Below are 19173 nucleotides of genomic sequence, written 5' to 3' on the forward strand. Positions count from 1 at the left end.
GGATCTCGTCTCGGATCTATTTTGAAGTGCTGAGACAAGATCTGACAAGACCAATTCCACTATTATCCCAGGACTATTCCACGACTAATTCACGAATTATCCACGAATAATCTCGTCTCGTTCTTGACGAGACGAGAAGGCTAATTTCCTCTTTACAAGTTAGCTGTTCACACCTCATTAAATTGCATCATGTGATGGCTTATTCAAAAAGATTTCTTAATCCATACTTAAAAATTGAACATCTACAGGGTCAAAAAACGACAAATGGGTCAAAAAACAAGCTGAATATGTGGCATATTGCCCGTACTGGTTTTTCTGTATCACTTCAATGGAATCATAAAAAACTATAGATAATTTAATACTATCAATGGACTAAATAAACGGTTAATAAAAATTACAATCTTATCTTTGAACATCTCCCACCATTGGTCTTAAACTACCTTGAAAAGAATTAAATGAAACATTGTTGATATGAATACCTATCTTACTGTGTTATTAGCCTGTTTAGCTAATAAAAAAATATCGATCCCATTTTACAATTCAATTTTGATACCCTAATTGATTCCTACCTTGAAGACAAAGTTGGGATATCGAATTCTTTTATAGGTGTTTCCCTAGCCGCTTCACTTAAAGAAAATTTGATGAGACTCCATTCAACCAATCAGCTACTATCCGCCGGGATTGGAAACAATACGATCGTCGATCATGATCTACTCATCAGGAAAGATAAAATTTATTGGCTCGATCGATCACATCAAAATATCCATGAAAATCTTTTTTTTGATCTGATCGATGAATTTGTCTTATATCTAAACAGCACATGTTATACAGGAATTACGGGCTATGAATTCCATTATGCACTGTATGAATCGGGTTCATTCTACAAAAAACATCTCGACCAATTTCAAAATGATAGCCGACGCGTTTATTCCATGATCATGTACCTAAATACGGATTGGCAAGTTTCAGACGGTGGTGAATTATGTATTCATCACACAGATCATATCCAATCCATTGCACCCATTAATGGCAAGAGTGTTTTCTTCAAAAGCAATGAATTGGTTCACGAAGTTTTGTTGACCCATGTTCCGCGAATGAGTATTACAGGTTGGTTTAAAGTAAATTAAACATTTGGAATATGCTATCTCACTATGTGCATACCACAAATTGCACTAAATTTTTTGAATTGGGTCTTTATGCAGTTGCTTGTCTCTTTGTTTTGTTGGCTAAAGCCAAGTTACCAAACCAGGCAAAGAATGAGTATTACAGGTTGGTTTAAAGTAAATTAAAAACAAGGTATATACACTTTCAATAAAGTAGAACCAACATTGATATTGTAAAGACTTATATAAGTTCAGTCTTTATGAATTTCACCCTTAAGGGTGAGTGGAGGATAATCCAATACATTTAATTTTGTGTACATTTGTTATCTATTTTCAAAATTTTCAGGAAGATCGAATGATGAGTATCAAATAGTGAAATTCAACCATTTGATTTATTTCATTAAACCAAACATCTTCGTTTATGAATTCATGGCTTCACAAAAACAACATCATTTTTATTCTTTTTTGTTTATTATTTATTGATGTTAAGACTGATTTGGTTGCACAAACACAAATCAAAGCTTGGTATGCACAAGGTCAGGTTTGGATCGTTTGGGAAATAAAAGATTCCCTTCCAGAAACATTTGCGATCTATGCAAGTCCCTCAACTTTTTCAAATATCAATAATGCAAACTTAATTGGGCGATTATTCAAAGAAGAATATTTACCTGGAGCATTAAAATATTATGTAGATCCAATGGCTACTTATCGCATTCCGAATGGTTCGGGAGGCATATACCAACTTAAAAACAATGAGGGTCTATTTGTATTTACTCCCCACCAAAAAGGATCATTATTTTTTGCTGTAGTTCCATGGGGACAAACTAATATTTTACCCAATCAACATATTACTCAGAAAGCCATTGACTTCAATTATGATCCAATTAAAGATCCTGTCGAATGTCATGTACAAAAAACATACAGTACTGAACCTGGATACACGACCTTCGCTTATTACCTGTGGGCCGATGGACGCCAAAATTATTGGGAAGCCAGACCAGATTTTCCTGTTATGGCAAACGAAGCTAAAAATGGAATGCCCTCAATGTTTTTAGTGAGTGCTTCTAATAAAGTGGATACCACTAAACCCATACCATGCAGTATTTGGTTGAATGGTGGTGAATGTGGACCAGGAGGAAATGTTCCAGGTGGAAAAAAAATAGTAAACATTAATCCAAAAGAGGGCCTACTGGTAACTCATAATGATGATGTATTTGGTTATATACTTTCTTATCTAGCAAGTTTTGAATTTGCAAGCCATCATTTTGGTTGGCGCAAAAACTATGATCCCTTTTCAAAAAATAATGCACCCAATAGTGTCGATACTGTAATTAATTATACGCAAAGAAAATACATCTGGGTTGATGAATGGATGATCCGAAGATTGCATGTAGACCCTTATAGAATAAATATAAATGGCCATAGTCTTGGTTCAAAAGGTGCAACAGCTATTGCTAAAACCTATCCGGATCATTTTGCTTCAGCTACCATTTTTGACAATGGATTTATTGAAGATGATCCACCATCAGGTATAGATATTTTATTTGGACCTACTGCTTTACATTTTCCGACAAACTTATACAACAGAGATGGAAAAAATATAGCTTATACAGATGTAATGAACATTACAGATCGAAATGCTACACAACGAGATCTACCCTTACTCCGTGTCTTTCATGCAAAAAATGATATTGATAGTGGTTCAAAATGGGATGACTATGTGGTGAAACAATTTTACGCTTCAGATTCATTAGGCTGGGGAACACAAATATATTGGGGAGAACGAGCGCATGGAATTGAGACGGGTCCTGAACACAATGATCATTGGCATAATGGGAATACACCTGATTTACAAACCCACGTAGACGATATTTCATATGAAGAAACTTTTATACGCAGCAATCAATCTTTTCCAGCGTTTTTTAATCACCATTTAGATCCCAAAAATAATGATCCAGGTGATGGAACACCTGGTACGGGTCCTAAAGGTGTAGGTGATGATTGGGGATGCTGGGGTGGATATCATCGTTGGGATCAAAACAACATATTAGATATAAATGATAAATGGTCTGTTGATGCTTGGCTTGAATCTAATGCCGTTTTCCAGAATGATAATTCACCTGAAAATTCATTAACTGCAGATTTAGCAGTCAGAAAACCTCAAAAATTCCTACCCTTTCCTGGCAGAACCTTAGAATGGAGAGTCATAGATTTAAACAACGGCAATGTTTTACAAAGTGGATTATCTCAGCTTCAAGCAGATCTTTTAGTAGTTATTCCCCAAATAATCGTTTATAAAGAAAATATAAGAAAAGTAAAAATATTGCTGGAATATCTAACCGGAGGGACTCATAATGAAAGTAATTCATTTTATTCTAACATTTACATAAATTCGAATGAGTCCAATGATGAATCTTGGTTAAACTTAATTTCGAATAATGATTCCAACATCAACATCAAAGTAATACATCTAAGTGGAAATGAAATATCGTTTATGTCAACAATACATGTAGGTGAAAATAAAATATCACTTCGACCTTTTGAACATTTACCACAAGGAATTTATATTATAGAATTACAAAACAACCATATTCGACAATCCCTAAAATGGGTCAAATGATATAAATCAAATGCCATTTCATTAAGCTTACATTATGTATAGACTATAGTCCTTATTTCAATTCCACCGCACATTCATCGCAGCATAGATGGTAAATAAAATGATGATTCCATAAAATCCTCCCAAGGTGATATTGGCCCAGCGCTGATGATTATTATTAGATAAATACCAGACCAATCCTGAAATGAGTATACATGCTATCGTGATACCTCCAAATGTTAGTTTGGTATTTAAACTAGCGTCCTTTGAGCCCGTTGGCATTCTAAATAAATTGAAACAATTGTACAATAACAACATGGTTATTCCCAACAGATCATAGTAAAAAAATTTAAACATATAAAAGGATTTATTATTCAAATACAAATCTTGATAGCAGTCACAATATATGTAAAAAATTCTTATCAATTGGTATTAATATTAAACATACAAATAATTCCAGACTCAAATTCATATTATTGATTTTCTACAAATGTAGGAATAGAAATTTGGATCGGCCTTAAGGGATAAGCCGTTAAAAAATGATGGAATGAAACCGTTAAAAATTCAAAACTGTATGAGCTCAACATAAAACAAAAAAATGGACATAAATGCGAGCTGGGCAAGTGTAAAGCCAAGTAAAAGACAGAAGGCCAAAAGCGAGTTTTTTGAATTTAGGTTTCATGAAATCATTTTAGGCTTAGACCTTACAGCCTAGAATTTTTGGTTCTTTTTTTTCATGAAAAAAGAACAAAATGTTTAACCTATAAACGTGTATTTAAAACTTTAAGAGAAGATAAAAACAACTAAAATAATATATGAATCACTAATTTAGTTAGTGTTTATCAAGTAGCCAAAACAAAATAAATAAGTATGAATGTTTTACCGACTGGATAACTTGGATTTGTTACTTATACCTAATTTTAAATTCTTTAATGATATCTTCTCCGGTAATATCAACAGCATCTTTAACACTAAACAATTGTGCTAATGTCGCAATATAGGCCTCTCCAAATGCCACCGTAATGGCAGATGCCGTTCCAGCTGAAATTACAGAGCCTGCAATCGTTCCGATACCCGGGACCAGCTTCATGAGATTGGTAACTATAGATCTGCCGATAATCGTAGCACCAGCACCTGTTATCGTAGATGACACCAGTGTAGTTAAAAAAGATTTTTTTAAATCAAGACCAAATACACTTGTGATTCCTGCTAACATACCAACTTGTATAGGAACCAACAAAAATGCATCTGAAAAAGGAATAGGGCTCGCGCCAACCGTCATAGCTGCTGTTGCCGCTCCAGCTACTACCTTGTGGGATTTAGTTTTTTTTTGTTGTACACTGACCTTCTGTGATGCCGCAAAAGCAGCTTGCTGACCTTCAGGAACAACTTCCATGGTAAGGTCTACTAATTCTACTAAACCAAAGGGTTTTAATACATGTCCATCATCCAATGTTTCAGGAATAGAATTGACGCGAACGACATTTTTAGCTTTTGGTAAAAGACTTTGTACAATATTTCTAAAACCATTATCCGAACTGCATTTGGTCAATACGATAACAACCGGCATGTATTGTGCAAGTAATTCACAAAGAGCAATTTCAGCATCCTCTACCCTACGAGAGTTTTCTGAAATACAAATCCACGCTGCATGAATATGGTTCTGCGGATTAACATCATTGCGTTTGGTTTTGACCAAATCCTCCAATTCATTCATGGTGGCTTTAAAATGTTCCAGTTCCAAGCCTCGTGTATCGAATAGATTGACAGGAATGCCTTCCTTAGATATTTCTCTGGTATTCTGAGTAACAGGCTTACCTTGTCCGGTAGTAGCCAAATTCCCTTGGAATATGGCATTGACTAATGTACTTTTTCCTACACCAGTGCGTCCGGCAATAAGGATATTCACGACACCTCTTTTGCTTAAAGCATCATTAATGGCTTGATCAATTACTTTACCTAAGTCAAAATGTTTGTTCTCCATAATATCCATTCACACATCTAAATTAATTCATTTAGATCAATCCAATAGTTTTATTTCAACTATAAATAAATCACTTGTTTGCAATCAAAGGTAGATACTAATGACAATGTTCTACGATCATATGAAAGGTGTCATGTAATGCACTGAGCGCAGCCGTTACAGATTTATCATTCCCTTTCTTTTTAATCAATTTATTCAACTTATCACTATCGGTTTTTAATTGAGCTATAGCAACTTGAACCTCTTTATTATTGAATGCAGCTGGAATTTTAGAAAGAGACAAAGCTTTAGCTTTTACAGCCATTTCTGCACTCCTTGCTCGGATTGGTTTTAAATCTCCGGTTTCACTGGGATGAAAGGTCTCAGACATTACTCCATGAAAAGATTTTAATTCCGGCCAATCATCAAATTTACCTTTAGGCTTAGGAACTACATTCTCATATCTGGTGCTGACCTCATCCCAATTCATGACATTCCATATAGCATTTAAATAATCTCCGCGCTTGTTCTGATACTTCAAATAATAAGCATGCTCCCAAACATCTATACCCAAAATGGGGATACCCTTATTATCGGCAATGTCCATTAATGGATTATCCTGATTAGGCGTGGAACAAACTGCCAATTTGTTATCGGGTGTAATATACAACCAAGCCCATCCTGATCCGAAACGGGTCGATGCAGCTTTGTTTAATAAGGTCTTTAAACTATCTACGGACACAAAAGATTCCTTAATGGCTTTTTCAAATCTTTCTGAAGGTTTAGTTCCTTTATTGGGCGTAAGTATGGTCCAAAATAAACTGTGATTGTAATGTCCTCCAGCATTGTTTCGAATAGCCGCACTGTACTTAGAAGTATTCTTTAATATATCCGTTAAAGACATATTTTCTGCATCAGTACCTTTTAAGGCATTATTCAAATTATTCACATACGCAGCATGATGTTTAGTCACATGAATTTCCATAGTCTGTGCATCAATAAAGGGTTCGAGGGCATTGTAACTATAACCCAATTCAGGGACTTTATAAGGCGCCTGTGCTTGTACAATTCCAAAACACATGCTAAAAATGATGAATAACACACTTACATTTTTCATTGATATTTTTTTATAGGTATAAGATTTAATTGGTAAAATAAATAGAACACTGTCCATTCTGAAATGATAACATGAATAAAAACAAAAAGTTCTCATATTAAATCAAGCAGTATTATTATGAATATATCTATCACTAACATAGTATATAAACTTTAGAAATAACACGAATAAAAATCTTTATCTATTTTTACTTAAATCAATTATATTATGCATTAAAAATAATATAATAGACATTCTGTAACACAAGTAACATAATAGTTGTATAAAATATACCGATCTTTGAATTACAATACATCATGATGAATAATATAACCAATTTTCTTATTCTAATTCTAGTAAGTTTTATTTCCAAGAATGTTTATTCACAAACAGCTCCCTTCCGTATTTCACTGGAACCCATAAACATCGAAGGACTTGGTGGACTTCAATCTTTTGCATTTGGTCAACACAATGGCAAGTGGCTTTTAGTGGGTGGACGATTGGATGGCTTGCATCGCCGACAACCCTTTGCATCATTTGATCAAGCAGGCCATAATACCCAACTTATTGTCATTGATCCGTTCACAAAACAAAAATGGACATCTCCATTGACTTCACTTTCTACAGAATTACAAGATCAACTCTCATCCACCAATATGGAGTTTTATCAGGAAGGAAAATATTTGTATCTTATTGGAGGCTATGGATACAGTCCTACGTTCGACGATCATTTTACATACAGTCGACTTACAGCAATTGATGTAGCTTCTGTAATACAAGCTGTCATCAATCATTCATCGATAACACCACATTTTAGACAGATCATTGACCCACAGTTTCAGGTAACCGGAGGTCAACTCGAAAAAATAAACAACACCTTTTATTTGGTAGGTGGTCAAAAATTTATGGGTTTATACAATCCTATGGGTCCTGATCATGGACCAGGTTTTACTCAAGAATATTCGAACCAGATTCGAAAATTTATACTCAATGATAATGGCGATAAAATAAATATTCAACATTTACCAAGTATTACTGATACCGCTCAATTACACAGACGAGATTTCAATGTAGTGCCCCAAATATTTCCGGATGGAGGTGAAGGTCTAACTGCTTTTTCCGGTGTTTTTCAAACTAAAGCAGATTTGCCATATCTGAATTGTGTAAATATTGATAGTGTAACTTATCAGCCTAATCGGAATTTTACCCAATATTATAATCACTATCATTGTGCTAAAATTCCATTGTATGCCGCAGGCAAGCATGAAATGCATAATCTTTTTTTTGGAGGCATTGCCCAATACTATGATAGTCTCGGCACATTAGTTCAAGACAATAATGTTCCCTTTGTCAAAACCATCGCCAGAGTTACCAGAGACGCTAATGGATCTATGGCAGAATATAAATTACCAATTGAAATGCCTACTTTACTGGGTGCAGGATCAGAGTTTATTCCGAATGAACAGTTGTCAACTTATCCGAATGGTGTTATTAAATTGGATGATTTACTAGATGACACTACCCAACTGGGATATATTTTTGGTGGCATTAGTAGTACTGCGGCAAATATTTTTTGGGCGAATGAAGGTGACCTAAGCTCAGCAAGCAGTCAGTTGTTTAAAGTTAATCTCATTAAAAATAAAACTTCTGCCATAGATAATATCAATAAACATAGCACAGGCACATTAAAACTCATGGTTTATCCTAACCCAAATGATGGCCATATGATCATAGAATATCAATTGATTCAATCATCTGATGTAAAAATGATTTTACTCAATCATGATGGAAAAAAACTAGAAGAAAAAATATTTAGAAATTTACCTGCCGGCAAACATACTTTTAATAAAAAGATTGAAAATCTTTCTACTGGTGGAGTGTACTACTTAACGATTAAAACTAAATATGAAACTGCAAAACAAAAAATAATTGTAGAACCGTAGGTTTGCCTTTAGATGTTTTTTAAAATAAATAATTATTTGTTTTCATAAAAAATATGACTGCACCAAATATTCAGTATCCCTAGCCTAACAAACCCCCGATCCAAGATATCTTGTCCAATCTTTAAAGTACAAATCCTTGGTTGATATCAAATGAAGATCTTATATTGTCATTGAATATTCTTCTGTTTGTTCACCCATCTTCACAACGAAAGCTCTTCAAACTTCATTACTCGAATTCAAAAGCACCGCCATAAGTTCAGATCAAATGAGTATCGCAGCATTCAACGGATAAGTATCCAGAAAGCGAGATTGTAAAGAAGAATTGAGAATTGATCAATATTCAGTATTTGAAAATACGATCTTATAGAAATTAGCAAAAATATATCAAGCGTGCAAAAATGATGGGCAATTAAGTTTGTAGTACAATAAATACTTGCTCAAGCATGATATTTAATCTTGTGCTATTTCATTATGGTTTCACAAGATTCTTTATACTCAAATTACCCAATTCATCAGACACGTGAAGAATATATAAATTTGCAGGCCAATGACCAGCTCTAATAATTAAATTTTCACCTTTTTCTGATAATACATAATCACACATTAATTTACCTGTGAGGTCATATATTTTGTAAAACAATACTTGATTAGCATCATGTTGGATTGTTATATTATCACTAAATGGACTAGGCCATACCCTATATGATATCTGTGGATGAATCACATCTTTATTTGAGTTAACAAGATTGCATCCAGGAATGATACATCCGTCATTATCTACCCTTATAAGCAATGGAGCGTAATAAGCTTCTCCTAGTACTTCATATGCATTATCGCGATAAGAATATCCACCCATAATATAACCGGTTCCATCTGGAAGGGCTTTAAGGTCATAAACGTGACTTTCCTCTGCATCAGTCCAATGATTCACTTTTCCTTCTCGAACTGTGTATTTTCTTTGCCAAATACTATCACCATTCAGATTTACTCTTACAAAAGTTGCCTTCAGAGCAGAAGACTTAATGGTATCTAAATGGTTTGTCAAGCTATCATATTTCAAATAATTAAAATTATAAAAGCGATTAAAAATAGCTACTAAATCGGTTGAATGATTAGCTTTTAAAAGCTTTTCAGCATTTAAACTTGAATGTAAATAATCTCCAATTAGAAATGTTTTTCTTAAGCTTAAATCCTTATTCAATATAGTAATTGCTGGTGCTTGAATGTCAACATATGCAAATTTCGAATCATTCTTACACCATTGGGATAATAAACTAATGGACCCATCTTCATTATGTACCATATCGAATACATTGCCAGTCATTAGTTTATAGACAGAAGTATATTTACCAAGAATATTTCCATTGGAATCCAATTTATATAATATCGTTTCAAAGAATTTAAAATAATCTGTATACTTGACGCCGACATAATAATTACCCTCATTATCGACGCTGACTGATTCACAACTATTGCTTGCATAATCTTTCGTAATTCCGCCTAATATTTTAGTCCATATTATGTGTCCAGAAGTATCCATTTTGACAAGTTGAACTTGATTAGCAAATGGATCACTAGGCACAGGAACGCGTATATCATAAGCAATGATCAAATGACCATTGACATCTTGGGCCATATCTCCAAATCTAATAGAACAAGTATCATCATGACATAATGAATTGTAAATAGAAAAAAATTGAGTAACTCCTGATTCAGCATTGTATTTGAGAATGGCATCATGATTAGGTTTTAGATATATCGATGTGTAAAAGGTTCTATAATCATACGTGATCATATCCTCAGGATAGAAATAGTTATGCTCCCCTTGATATGGAATATAATCGTAACTCAATAACTTGCCATTGAGGTCAAAGACACCAAAGCCCGTTCCATAAATATTATTTCCATTAAAATTTGAAGTATCAGTTGCCTTAATAAAGGTGTAAATTTTGTCCTGACTGATAGTTAATGCTGATATATAATTAGGCCAATAATTGATATCCATCCGATCGTTAAATTTCAGTACATAAGTATTTGCAAAACCACCTTGAGCAATAAGATAATTAGAGCATATAATGAGCAGTATAATTAATTTAAGGTTCATATGATGGATTAATGTATTAAAAATTGTCCGTTCTCATAAATCTTTTTTCCATCAGCAAAAATACTACCACCATTCTTCATATTCGTAATTAAATCCCAATGAATGGTTGACTTGTTTTTTCCACCACATTGATAATAAGATTGTCCTACAGCCATGTGAACAGTTCCACCAATCTTTTCATCAAACAATATATTTTTTGTCGCTTGTTGAATATTCGGATTGGTACCAATGGCAGCTTCACCAAAAACCGTGGTACCCTCTATAGCAAAAACCTGATCTAGTACTTCCTGACCTATGTTGGCACTCCAGGATTGAATCACACCGTCCTTAACTTCTAAAGTTATACCCTGAACGTCTTTGCCAAACATTAATGTAGGGTAATCAAAATAAATCGTACCGTTAACTGAATCTTCAATAGGACTCGTGAATACCTCACCTGATGGCATATTGGACTTCCCATCTGAATTGATCCAGGTTCTTCCTTCTACACCAAATTCAATGCTCCAATTTTGGTGCTCATACCGCATCACCTTACAAGGATTTAAATAATCAACAATCCCTTGTTGCATTTTGCTAATATCCAACCAATGCTCAGCCGGTTGCTCACGATCCAAAAAACAAGCTTTTTGAATAAATGTCGCATACTCATCTAAACTCATGTTGGCCTGATCAGCTCCTTGTTGGGTTGGAAACTGACATAGACTCCGCTTCAAACTTCCATTACCCAATCGCTCAAAATATATTTTACTAAAGGCAGCATTTGCTTCTGTCAACAACTGAACTTTATTGGGATCAGTCTCGGCCATATCCTTATTGGATTGGAATGGTGCGCGTATGAGTATATAAGCATTACATTCCTGGATCAATGCTAAACTACGCGGATTCACATATTTCAATTGATCTTCATTTCCATATTCCAGAAGTATATCTTGTTGGCCTTCGAATATCCATTCCACTTCAACAATTGCTCCCAGTTTTGTGGCGTGTTTATAAAAAGATTTCACCAAAGACTCTGCTAATGTTGTGGCTCTTACAAACACCAATTCTCCCGGCTTTAAATACAAAGAATAACTAGCTAATAATTCACCATATTTATCTATCCAGTTCATGATTTAAAGATTTAATGAAAAGTTGCAATTACCATTGTTTAGTTTTATAAGGATATCGAATCATATACAATTTCGCTACATGTTCCTTTAGAAGCTTAGTTAATGCATCGATATTTTCATTAGACTTAGCAGAAATAATCTGAATGGGATAACTGAATTTGATTTGAAGGTTAGTGATGAGTTCTTGTTCGATTTCTTTTTTAGTGCGTTGATCCAATAAGTCATCGAAATACAATTCACGATACGAATCTATTTTATTCAATACCATGATCATCGGTTTATCATTCACGCCAATACTTTTTAGTGTTTCCAACACGGTATTGATTTGATCAACATATTGTGGGTGCGACACATCAATAACATGCAATAACAAATCGCTTTCACGAACTTCATCCAGCGTAGATTTAAAACTTTCAATCAAATGATGTGGAAGCTTGCGAATAAATCCTACCGTATCTGAAAGTAAAAATGGCATGGCATTTATCACTACTTTCCTGACTGTGGTATCTAATGTGGCAAACAATTTATTCTCGGCAAACACATCTGATTTACTCAATAAATTCATCAAGGTAGATTTACCAACATTCGTATAACCAATCAATGAAACGCGAATCATTTCATCGCGGTTTTTTCGTTGAGTTACATTTTGTAAATCAATTTTTTCTAATTTCTTTTTTAGGAAAGCAATTTTTTCTTTAACGATCCGGCGATCTGTTTCAATTTCTTGCTCACCGGGTCCGCGCATCCCGATTCCACCTCGTTGTCGTTCCAAATGCGACCACATTCCCCTCAATCTTGGATAGATGTATTGAAGTTGGGCTAATTCAACTTGAGTTCTGGCTTGGGCAGATTGTGCGCGACTCGCGAAAATATCCAGAATTATAAAGCTCCGGTCTATAATTTTGACCTTTAATGCTTCCTCTAATATATTTTGTTGTTTTCCACTTAGATCATCGTCAAATATGACCATGTCCGCAGGAAAATGTTCCATATATTCCACAATTTCTTCTACCTTACCCTTACCAATGTAAGTACTGGAATGAGGTCCATTTAATTTCTGAACGAATCGTTTGATGACTTTCGCACCAGCGGTCAAGGCTAGAAATTCCAATTCATCCAGGTGTTCTTTGATGAGTGCTTCAGATTGATTTGGAAGTATAATGCCAACTAAGATAGCTTTTTCAACATCTTTCTTTGCGTCTTTTTTCTCAATGACATTGTTCCAGGATGAATTCATAGGTTTCGTTATGTTAATTTGGAAAATTTAGTAAACAAATCAAGCTATATAAAATATAGGAATATTTGTTTTTGCAATGGCACCGAAACCACCTTCTATTTCTGTAAAATTATGCAATCCTTTAGCTTTCATCATAGATGCGGCAATCATACTACGATAACCACCTCCGCAATAAATATATTGATGCTGCGAATCATTAAGTGTATCTAACCATTGAGGTATTTCATCTAAAGTTTTGAAATCTGCATGAACTACATGTGACTTGTTGTATTCTGATTCTTTTCGAATATCTATGATCTTAGAATCTTCCTGATTGTATTCACGTTCGAAAGATGAAGCATTAATTCTGTGGATGGTTTCAATACTTTGACCTGCATCATTCCATGTTTGGAATCCGCCTTGTAAATATCCGAGCACCTGATCAAATCCTACTCTGGCAAGTCTTAGAATACTTTCTTCTTCTCTACCATTACATGTTATTAAAATAATTTTCTGAGTTACATTAGCTAAAATACTTCCTACCCAGGGAGCAAATTGCCCATCTAAGCCGATATTAATGGAACCTAAGATAAATCCTTTACAAAATTCATCTGCACTTCGCGTATCCAAGATAATCACATCATTGTGCTTTTGTAGTTCGCTAAATTCGATAATATCCAGGGCTTTCATTTTTTTACGATGCAATTCGTCATAGGCCTCATACCCATTTTTATTCAGAGCTACATTCATTTCAAAGTATGGTGGTGGCGAACCAAGACCATCCAAAACTTCCCGAATAAAATCTGATTTACTTTTCTGATTCAATGCATAGTTGACTGCTTTCTGATGTTTCAGGGTATCCACAGTCTCCTGCATCATGTTTTTTCCACAAGAAGATCCTGCACCATGTGCCGGATAGATCAATATATGATCCGGAAGGGGTAATAATTTCTGATAAATAGAATCATACAGTATACCGGCCAATTCTTCCTGTGAATATCCACTACCCGCCTGAGCCAGATCAGGGCGACCGACATCACCTAAAAACAGCGTATCTCCAGAAAATAAACAAACCTCATGCCCGGATTCATCAAACAACAGGTAACACACAGATTCCATAGTATGTCCCGGTGTATGCAATACTTTTAGTTTGAGTTTTCCGATAGAAAAATACTCGTTATCTGCCGCAATATGACAATCGAATGCTGGACGTGCAGTGGGTCCATAAATAATTTGTGCTCCGGTTTTTTTTGATAAATCTAAATGACCTGAAACAAAATCCGCATGAAAATGCGTTTCAAAAATATATTTGAGCTTGACCTTATTTTTATTCAATAAATTTAAATAGGGTTCTATCTCGCGCAATGGATCAATAATGGCTGCTTCACCATCACTTGAAATAAAATAGGCACCCTGAGCTAAACATTTTGTATACAATTGCTCAATATGCATCCTTATTTTAAATTACTGTACCCACCAAGATTGGTGACATTCTTAATACCTTTTTGTTGCAATAATGCTGCAGCTCTGCCACTTCTTCCGCCACTGGCACAATATAAATAATAGGTTTCATCACTTTTAAATGTTGGTAAAGCTTTTTCAAAGTCACCATTATTCCAATCTAAATGAATAGCATCCTTATAGTGCCCTTGATTATACTCATCCAAGGTTCTTACGTCAATAACTTTTCCTGGTTTTTTTGCTAATAATTCTTTCATATTTACTGGTTTATTCTGTGCAGTTACATTTGTCATATTAAAAAATAAATATAAGCATACACCGCCTAATATTAAAAATAAAATCCATTTCATAATCAACTGTATTTAATGTTAAATAAGCATTTATACTTTAACAATTCTATTGCAAAAATAATTCTTTTACGAATATAAAGATACCCACTGTTAAGACAAACCAACCAAAAATAGGTTTTAATTTTTGATCAGGTACCCATTTTGCTAAATATCCACCTAAGAGGATACCCAAAATGGCCAAAGCGGTAAACCAACTCAATAAATGCCAATCAATATCGTGTGCTGTTCGGGAATATATAAAAAAACCTATTCCGGTATTGATACAAATGATACTTAACGAGGTACCTATGGCTTGTTTTATAGAAATATTCAATAATTTAACCATCGTAGGAATTAACACGAAACCACCACCAGCGCCCAAAACACCTGTAATCAATCCTACTACAAGACCGGCCATTATGATTCTCAGGCTACTCACTTTTTTCCCATCGGATGTGGCAGGTTGAGATCGAATCATACTAACCGAAGACCAAATCATCACCAAGCTTAATAGAAAAAGAATTAAGTGATTTTTGGTAAATTCCCAATCACCAAAAGAAAAAATGGTATTTGGAATTAATGGTAATATAAATGCTCTGCTTATAAATACACTTACCAAAGATGGTATTCCGAATTTGAATAAGGCTTGAATTAATATCGTTTTTCTAATGATATGACTTACCGCTCCAACAAAAGCAGTAACAAAAACCACAAATAAAGAATAAGCACTCGCAGTATAACCATCGACCCCAACCCAGTATACCAATATGGGTACGGTCAGGATACCTCCGCCTGCACCTAACAGGCCCAAAAGCAAACCCATAAATAAAGCTCCCAGAACAGACAAGATTCCCATCTGCAATGATAAGTAAAAAGGTATAATTAATACCAACCAATGCTTTACATTTGTGTTTAAATGAACAATTTCTATTATTAAAAGCCTATTTGAATGGTTTTACCCATTTACTTGTATGGATATCCCGTGCTTAAACAAAAAGCAAGTCCAATAACTAAGGATTATCCTAATCTCAAAGATGTCATCACCAATATGTGGGAAACTATGTATTTCGCTAAAGGCGTTGGTCTAGCTGCTCCACAGGTCGGTCTTGGAATTCGATTATTTATCGTAGATACGATGCCCTATTATGAAGAAAAAAATCCTGAAAAAGGTATCAAAATGGTGTTTATCAATCCTACCATTATTGAAGAATATGGACCGGAATGGCCTTTTGAAGAAGGATGTCTCTCCATTCCCAACATTCATGCCGAGGTAGAACGCACCACTCATCTAAGAATCAAATATCTGGATGAACAGTTTAATGCACATGAAATGGTTTTTGATGAAATGAATGCACGTGTCATTCAACATGAATATGATCATATCGAAGGTATATTATTCGTTGAGAAAATCAAACCCGTCCGACGACAATTAATTCAAAGAAAATTAGAAAAAATTAGAAAAGGAAACTGTGATGCTAAATATCCAGTTAAATTTTTACAATAACTATTTAAATAAAATGAATATGAAATTATTAACTACAAGTGTTGTTTTGTTTTTTTCGTTTATCTATTGCACTTACGCACAATCGTTAAAACAAGTACTCATACTTAATGAAGGTTCTTTCGATTTTGTAAACAATAAAATCATTGTTCCGGTTTCCGTTGGTTCATACGATCCAACAAGTAAACAATATACGACCTTATTTGACATTCCAAATGCACGATTTGCATCTGATATTAAATTAGATGGTTCGACATTTTGGGTGACTGCTGATCAATATTTAAATCAATATCAACTTAGCGACAACAAGCTTATTAGATCAAAAATTGTAGAAGGCGTACGTAAGGTAGAATTCTATCAGGACTATGTGATCGTCACCAAAGGAGAATATAATAAGACCTTGGATTCATATGTTCAAATTTTAAATAAATCAGATTTAAGTGTTGCTTTTAGCATACCTTCATCTATTCAGCCTTTCACCACGGAAAATATTAGTATCCATAATGATAAAGCGTATGTAGCCGTAAATAATGGTTTCGTGTTCGGTGAAGAAGTTGGAAAATTACTGGTCATTGATCTCAAAACTTTAAGTTTAGAATCAACCATTGAATTAGGAATCGATGGAAAAAATCCGGAGAATCTAATGGTGGCCAATAACACATTGTATAGTTTGAATAATAAAAATTACACAGGAAGTTCAATATCTAAAATTACAATCGACCAAACCCAAAATGTTACTACTACCAATTTACCAGGTGTGAGTTCCCTATGCGGTACTTCAGCATTGGTAGACCAAGCTATTATCTATCAGGAAAGTGGTAAGACCGTAGTAGGCAGTTATAGTCTCACTGATGATCAAACCAAAACATTAAAGGATTTTGGTAAGAGTTTTTATGGACTAACTTATGATCCTAAATCGGGATACTTGTATGGTGGTGAAACAGATTTCTTCTCTTATGGCCAAGTATTTATTTATGACCGACAATATGAACTTGTAAATCAATTTTCAACCAGTATAAGCCCGGGTTATTTTGTGTTTGACTACAGTCTAAGTTCTGGATCGCATTCTGGGGATAACACTACATTCAATGTTTATCCTAATCCTGCTGGTGATATGATACAATTGAATTTTATACCTGTAGATTCAAAAATTATTCTAACGGATGTACTAGGTCATAAAATTATACTTCCTGCTACATCACAACAAATCAACATCAAACATATCCAATCTGGATTATTTCAAATGCAAGCAAAATCAGAAACTGGATTGGTATTGAAAACTTTGGTAAAAATATAATCGCAGTAGATTCAGACTCTTAACCCTGCACTTGATTAAAAGATCATTCGCCTAGCAAATTGTCAAAATGCATTCGAGGAAGGGCAAATAATTAAGTAGTCATAGAAATTTGGACCGGCCTTAAAGGATGAACGAACCAAAAGACATCAGAATGTCTTTTGGTGAAGTGAACCTAAATAATTGGTGTAGTCTTCGAAGCCAATTATTTAGGCATGGAGAATGAATAATTTTTGATTTCCCTCAGCCTGATACAGGCTTCGGTTCATTCGTTAATTTGTGATTTTGGATCACAAATTTCTTGCTAAGGCAAGATCACTCAATCATTTTTCATGAAAAAAGAACAAAAGGTTAAAAATATGAACGAGAATTAAAACTATGTAAAAATGTTAAACAACCAGATTAATTTTTTAAATTTTTTTCTAGTTTACGTTGGTAAAGGAGTTCTGAATCTATTCCCTTCTAATAAAATAAGCTAGAGTTTATTCAATATTGCTGTAACGTTTTCAAGACTTGTAGGTTCTATTTTAACATCAATAGCACTTCCTACAGCAGTTTTGGAACGAACTTGTCCTATATAAAAATCTTTTTTTCCTTTACCAATGACGATATAGGTAACTTCTTGTTCTGCCGGTACTTTATTGAAGCAATACATATTCGCAGATGTAGCCGCCAAACTAACACTGGTTACCGCATTGAAATTTTTAAATACACAAAATATATTGGTTGATATCGAATCATTTTTTGGATCGCTAAGCACCTGAATACATGGTGTTACGAAAGTACCAGTGAAATTTACAAAATAATCACAATTGATCCATTTCAGTCTTTCTGGAAAACAGACATAGCCATAAGTAGCTAGATTGCCAGCCCTCCACTCTCCGGTGCCTACATTTGAGGTACTATTCGGATTATTATCCGCTTCAATCCAATCCAGAGGAGTATCTTGGTTGACTTCGCCATAAAATAATTCCATTTCCTCAATAGGATTAGGTTCAGCAATTCTTAGTTCATAATGTTTTCCAACTATTAAATTCAAAGGTTTACCCTCCCATGTAGCTTCTAAATAAAACATGCCTCCGGAAGATATCAGACGACCTTTGGAATAGGTAGTCAGACCCATCTTACTCATGTCTGACTTATTCTTAACTCTGGTTACTTTAAGTTGAATTTTTTTATTGGGCAATGGCTTTCCGTCATAGGCAAAAACATTAGCCGGAATATTGATTTTTGAAAGATCTTCAAAAACATATTCAAATGCATCTCCAGAATTAAACTCCAATACAAGAGGTGTGAGTTGCAATTCAGCTAATCCTTTATTATAAAGAGGATGCTCGGATTGGATCGTATTGGCTTTTTCAAATGGTATAAAATCATCTATATTATTACAAGCAGTTAACATCAAGGATGCTAAAAATATAAATCGAGATAATTGTTGCATTTTTATTTATTTAT

15 protein-coding genes are annotated in these 19173 nt (G+C 34.4%); 5 read left to right on the forward strand and 10 right to left on the reverse strand.

The genetic code is table 11. The features are described 5' to 3' along the window. The first annotated feature begins 530 nt into the window (after positions 1-530). Both IPK88_01275 and IPK88_01280 read left to right on the forward strand, forming a co-directional pair. Positions 531-1127, forward strand: a complete 597-nt coding sequence (locus tag IPK88_01275) for a 2OG-Fe(II) oxygenase (GenBank protein ID MBK8242029.1) — start codon at positions 531-533, stop codon at positions 1125-1127. Between the two features lie 397 nt (positions 1128-1524). Next, complete coding sequence (locus IPK88_01280; GenBank protein MBK8242030.1) at positions 1525-3723, forward strand: hypothetical protein; 2199 nt, start codon at positions 1525-1527, stop codon at positions 3721-3723. Between the two features lie 57 nt (positions 3724-3780). On the opposite strand, the gene IPK88_01285 is transcribed toward IPK88_01280, so the two are convergent. From IPK88_01285 to IPK88_01295, 3 genes are all read right to left on the reverse strand, one after another. Beyond that, positions 3781-4059, reverse strand: coding sequence for a hypothetical protein (locus IPK88_01285; GenBank protein MBK8242031.1), 279 nt, complete (start codon positions 4057-4059; stop codon positions 3781-3783). 547 nt (positions 4060-4606) lie between these two features. Continuing rightward, positions 4607-5686 (reverse strand): 50S ribosome-binding GTPase, encoded by a 1080-nt coding sequence (locus IPK88_01290; GenBank protein MBK8242032.1) that lies wholly within the window; start codon positions 5684-5686, stop codon positions 4607-4609. Between the two features lie 97 nt (positions 5687-5783). Further along, a complete protein-coding gene (locus IPK88_01295; GenBank protein MBK8242033.1) occupies positions 5784-6782 on the reverse strand; it encodes a superoxide dismutase in 999 nt (332 codons plus the stop codon). Positions 6783-7078: 296 nt separating this feature from the next. Here IPK88_01295 and IPK88_01300 point away from each other — a divergent pair, with 296 nt between their 5' ends. Further along, entirely contained in the window at positions 7079-8704 is a 1626-nt protein-coding gene (locus IPK88_01300; GenBank protein MBK8242034.1) for a T9SS type A sorting domain-containing protein, read from the forward strand. Between the two features lie 469 nt (positions 8705-9173). On the opposite strand, the gene IPK88_01305 is transcribed toward IPK88_01300, so the two are convergent. From IPK88_01305 to IPK88_01330, 6 genes are read right to left on the reverse strand one after another with little or no spacing between them, the layout of a single operon-like run. Continuing rightward, a complete protein-coding gene (locus IPK88_01305; GenBank protein ID MBK8242035.1) occupies positions 9174-10808 on the reverse strand; it encodes a hypothetical protein in 1635 nt (544 codons plus the stop codon). A gap of 8 nt (positions 10809-10816) precedes the next feature. After that, positions 10817-11917 carry an aminopeptidase gene (locus IPK88_01310; protein ID MBK8242036.1) on the reverse strand — a complete coding sequence of 367 codons (1101 nt, stop codon included), beginning with the start codon at positions 11915-11917 and terminating at the stop codon, positions 10817-10819. Positions 11918-11945: 28 nt separating this feature from the next. Then, complete coding sequence (gene hflX, locus IPK88_01315) at positions 11946-13154, reverse strand: GTPase HflX (GenBank protein ID MBK8242037.1); 1209 nt, start codon at positions 13152-13154, stop codon at positions 11946-11948. A 39-nt stretch (positions 13155-13193) separates the two neighbouring features. Beyond that, positions 13194-14585: an MBL fold metallo-hydrolase gene (locus tag IPK88_01320; protein MBK8242038.1), complete on the reverse strand. Its 1392-nt coding sequence runs from the start codon at positions 14583-14585 to the stop codon at positions 13194-13196. A 2-nt stretch (positions 14586-14587) separates the two neighbouring features. Beyond that, a complete protein-coding gene (locus IPK88_01325) occupies positions 14588-14944 on the reverse strand; it encodes a rhodanese-like domain-containing protein (protein ID MBK8242039.1) in 357 nt (118 codons plus the stop codon). Positions 14945-14990: 46 nt separating this feature from the next. Further along, positions 14991-15779: a sulfite exporter TauE/SafE family protein gene (locus IPK88_01330; protein MBK8242040.1), complete on the reverse strand. Its 789-nt coding sequence runs from the start codon at positions 15777-15779 to the stop codon at positions 14991-14993. 93 nt (positions 15780-15872) lie between these two features. On the opposite strand from IPK88_01330, the gene def reads away from it, so the two are divergent. Both def and IPK88_01340 read left to right on the forward strand, forming a co-directional pair. Further along, on the forward strand, positions 15873-16427 hold the full coding sequence (def, locus tag IPK88_01335; GenBank protein MBK8242041.1) for a peptide deformylase: 555 nt from the start codon (positions 15873-15875) through the stop codon (positions 16425-16427). A 19-nt stretch (positions 16428-16446) separates the two neighbouring features. Continuing rightward, positions 16447-17721 carry a T9SS type A sorting domain-containing protein gene (locus IPK88_01340; protein ID MBK8242042.1) on the forward strand — a complete coding sequence of 425 codons (1275 nt, stop codon included), beginning with the start codon at positions 16447-16449 and terminating at the stop codon, positions 17719-17721. 472 nt (positions 17722-18193) lie between these two features. Here IPK88_01340 and IPK88_01345 read toward each other — a convergent pair whose 3' ends face one another. Then, positions 18194-19159 carry a hypothetical protein gene (locus tag IPK88_01345; GenBank protein ID MBK8242043.1) on the reverse strand — a complete coding sequence of 322 codons (966 nt, stop codon included), beginning with the start codon at positions 19157-19159 and terminating at the stop codon, positions 18194-18196. Positions 19160-19173: the final 14 nt, after the last annotated feature.

It is taken from the genome of Candidatus Defluviibacterium haderslevense (assembly GCA_016712225.1).
GTDB lineage: Bacteria > Bacteroidota > Bacteroidia > Chitinophagales > Saprospiraceae > Vicinibacter > Vicinibacter haderslevensis.

What these genes read in the sequence shown, in the direction of transcription:
- hflX (MBK8242037.1), bottom strand. Translation starts at nt 13,154, where the DNA reads ATGAATTCATCCTGGAACAATGTCATTGAGAAAAAAGACGCAAAGAAA.
- IPK88_01285 (MBK8242031.1), bottom strand. Translation starts at nt 4,059, where the DNA reads ATGTTTAAATTTTTTTACTATGATCTGTTGGGAATAACCATGTTGTTA.
- IPK88_01325 (MBK8242039.1), bottom strand. Translation starts at nt 14,944, where the DNA reads ATGAAATGGATTTTATTTTTAATATTAGGCGGTGTATGCTTATATTTA.
- IPK88_01290 (MBK8242032.1), bottom strand. Translation starts at nt 5,686, where the DNA reads ATGGAGAACAAACATTTTGACTTAGGTAAAGTAATTGATCAAGCCATT.
- IPK88_01280 (MBK8242030.1), top strand. Translation starts at nt 1,525, where the DNA reads ATGAATTCATGGCTTCACAAAAACAACATCATTTTTATTCTTTTTTGT.
- IPK88_01320 (MBK8242038.1), bottom strand. Translation starts at nt 14,585, where the DNA reads ATGCATATTGAGCAATTGTATACAAAATGTTTAGCTCAGGGTGCCTAT.
- IPK88_01330 (MBK8242040.1), bottom strand. Translation starts at nt 15,779, where the DNA reads ATGGGAATCTTGTCTGTTCTGGGAGCTTTATTTATGGGTTTGCTTTTG.
- IPK88_01295 (MBK8242033.1), bottom strand. Translation starts at nt 6,782, where the DNA reads ATGAAAAATGTAAGTGTGTTATTCATCATTTTTAGCATGTGTTTTGGA.
- def (MBK8242041.1), top strand. Translation starts at nt 15,873, where the DNA reads ATGGTTTTACCCATTTACTTGTATGGATATCCCGTGCTTAAACAAAAA.
- IPK88_01340 (MBK8242042.1), top strand. Translation starts at nt 16,447, where the DNA reads ATGAAATTATTAACTACAAGTGTTGTTTTGTTTTTTTCGTTTATCTAT.
- IPK88_01300 (MBK8242034.1), top strand. Translation starts at nt 7,079, where the DNA reads ATGATGAATAATATAACCAATTTTCTTATTCTAATTCTAGTAAGTTTT.
- IPK88_01310 (MBK8242036.1), bottom strand. Translation starts at nt 11,917, where the DNA reads ATGAACTGGATAGATAAATATGGTGAATTATTAGCTAGTTATTCTTTG.
- IPK88_01305 (MBK8242035.1), bottom strand. Translation starts at nt 10,808, where the DNA reads ATGAACCTTAAATTAATTATACTGCTCATTATATGCTCTAATTATCTT.
- IPK88_01345 (MBK8242043.1), bottom strand. Translation starts at nt 19,159, where the DNA reads ATGCAACAATTATCTCGATTTATATTTTTAGCATCCTTGATGTTAACT.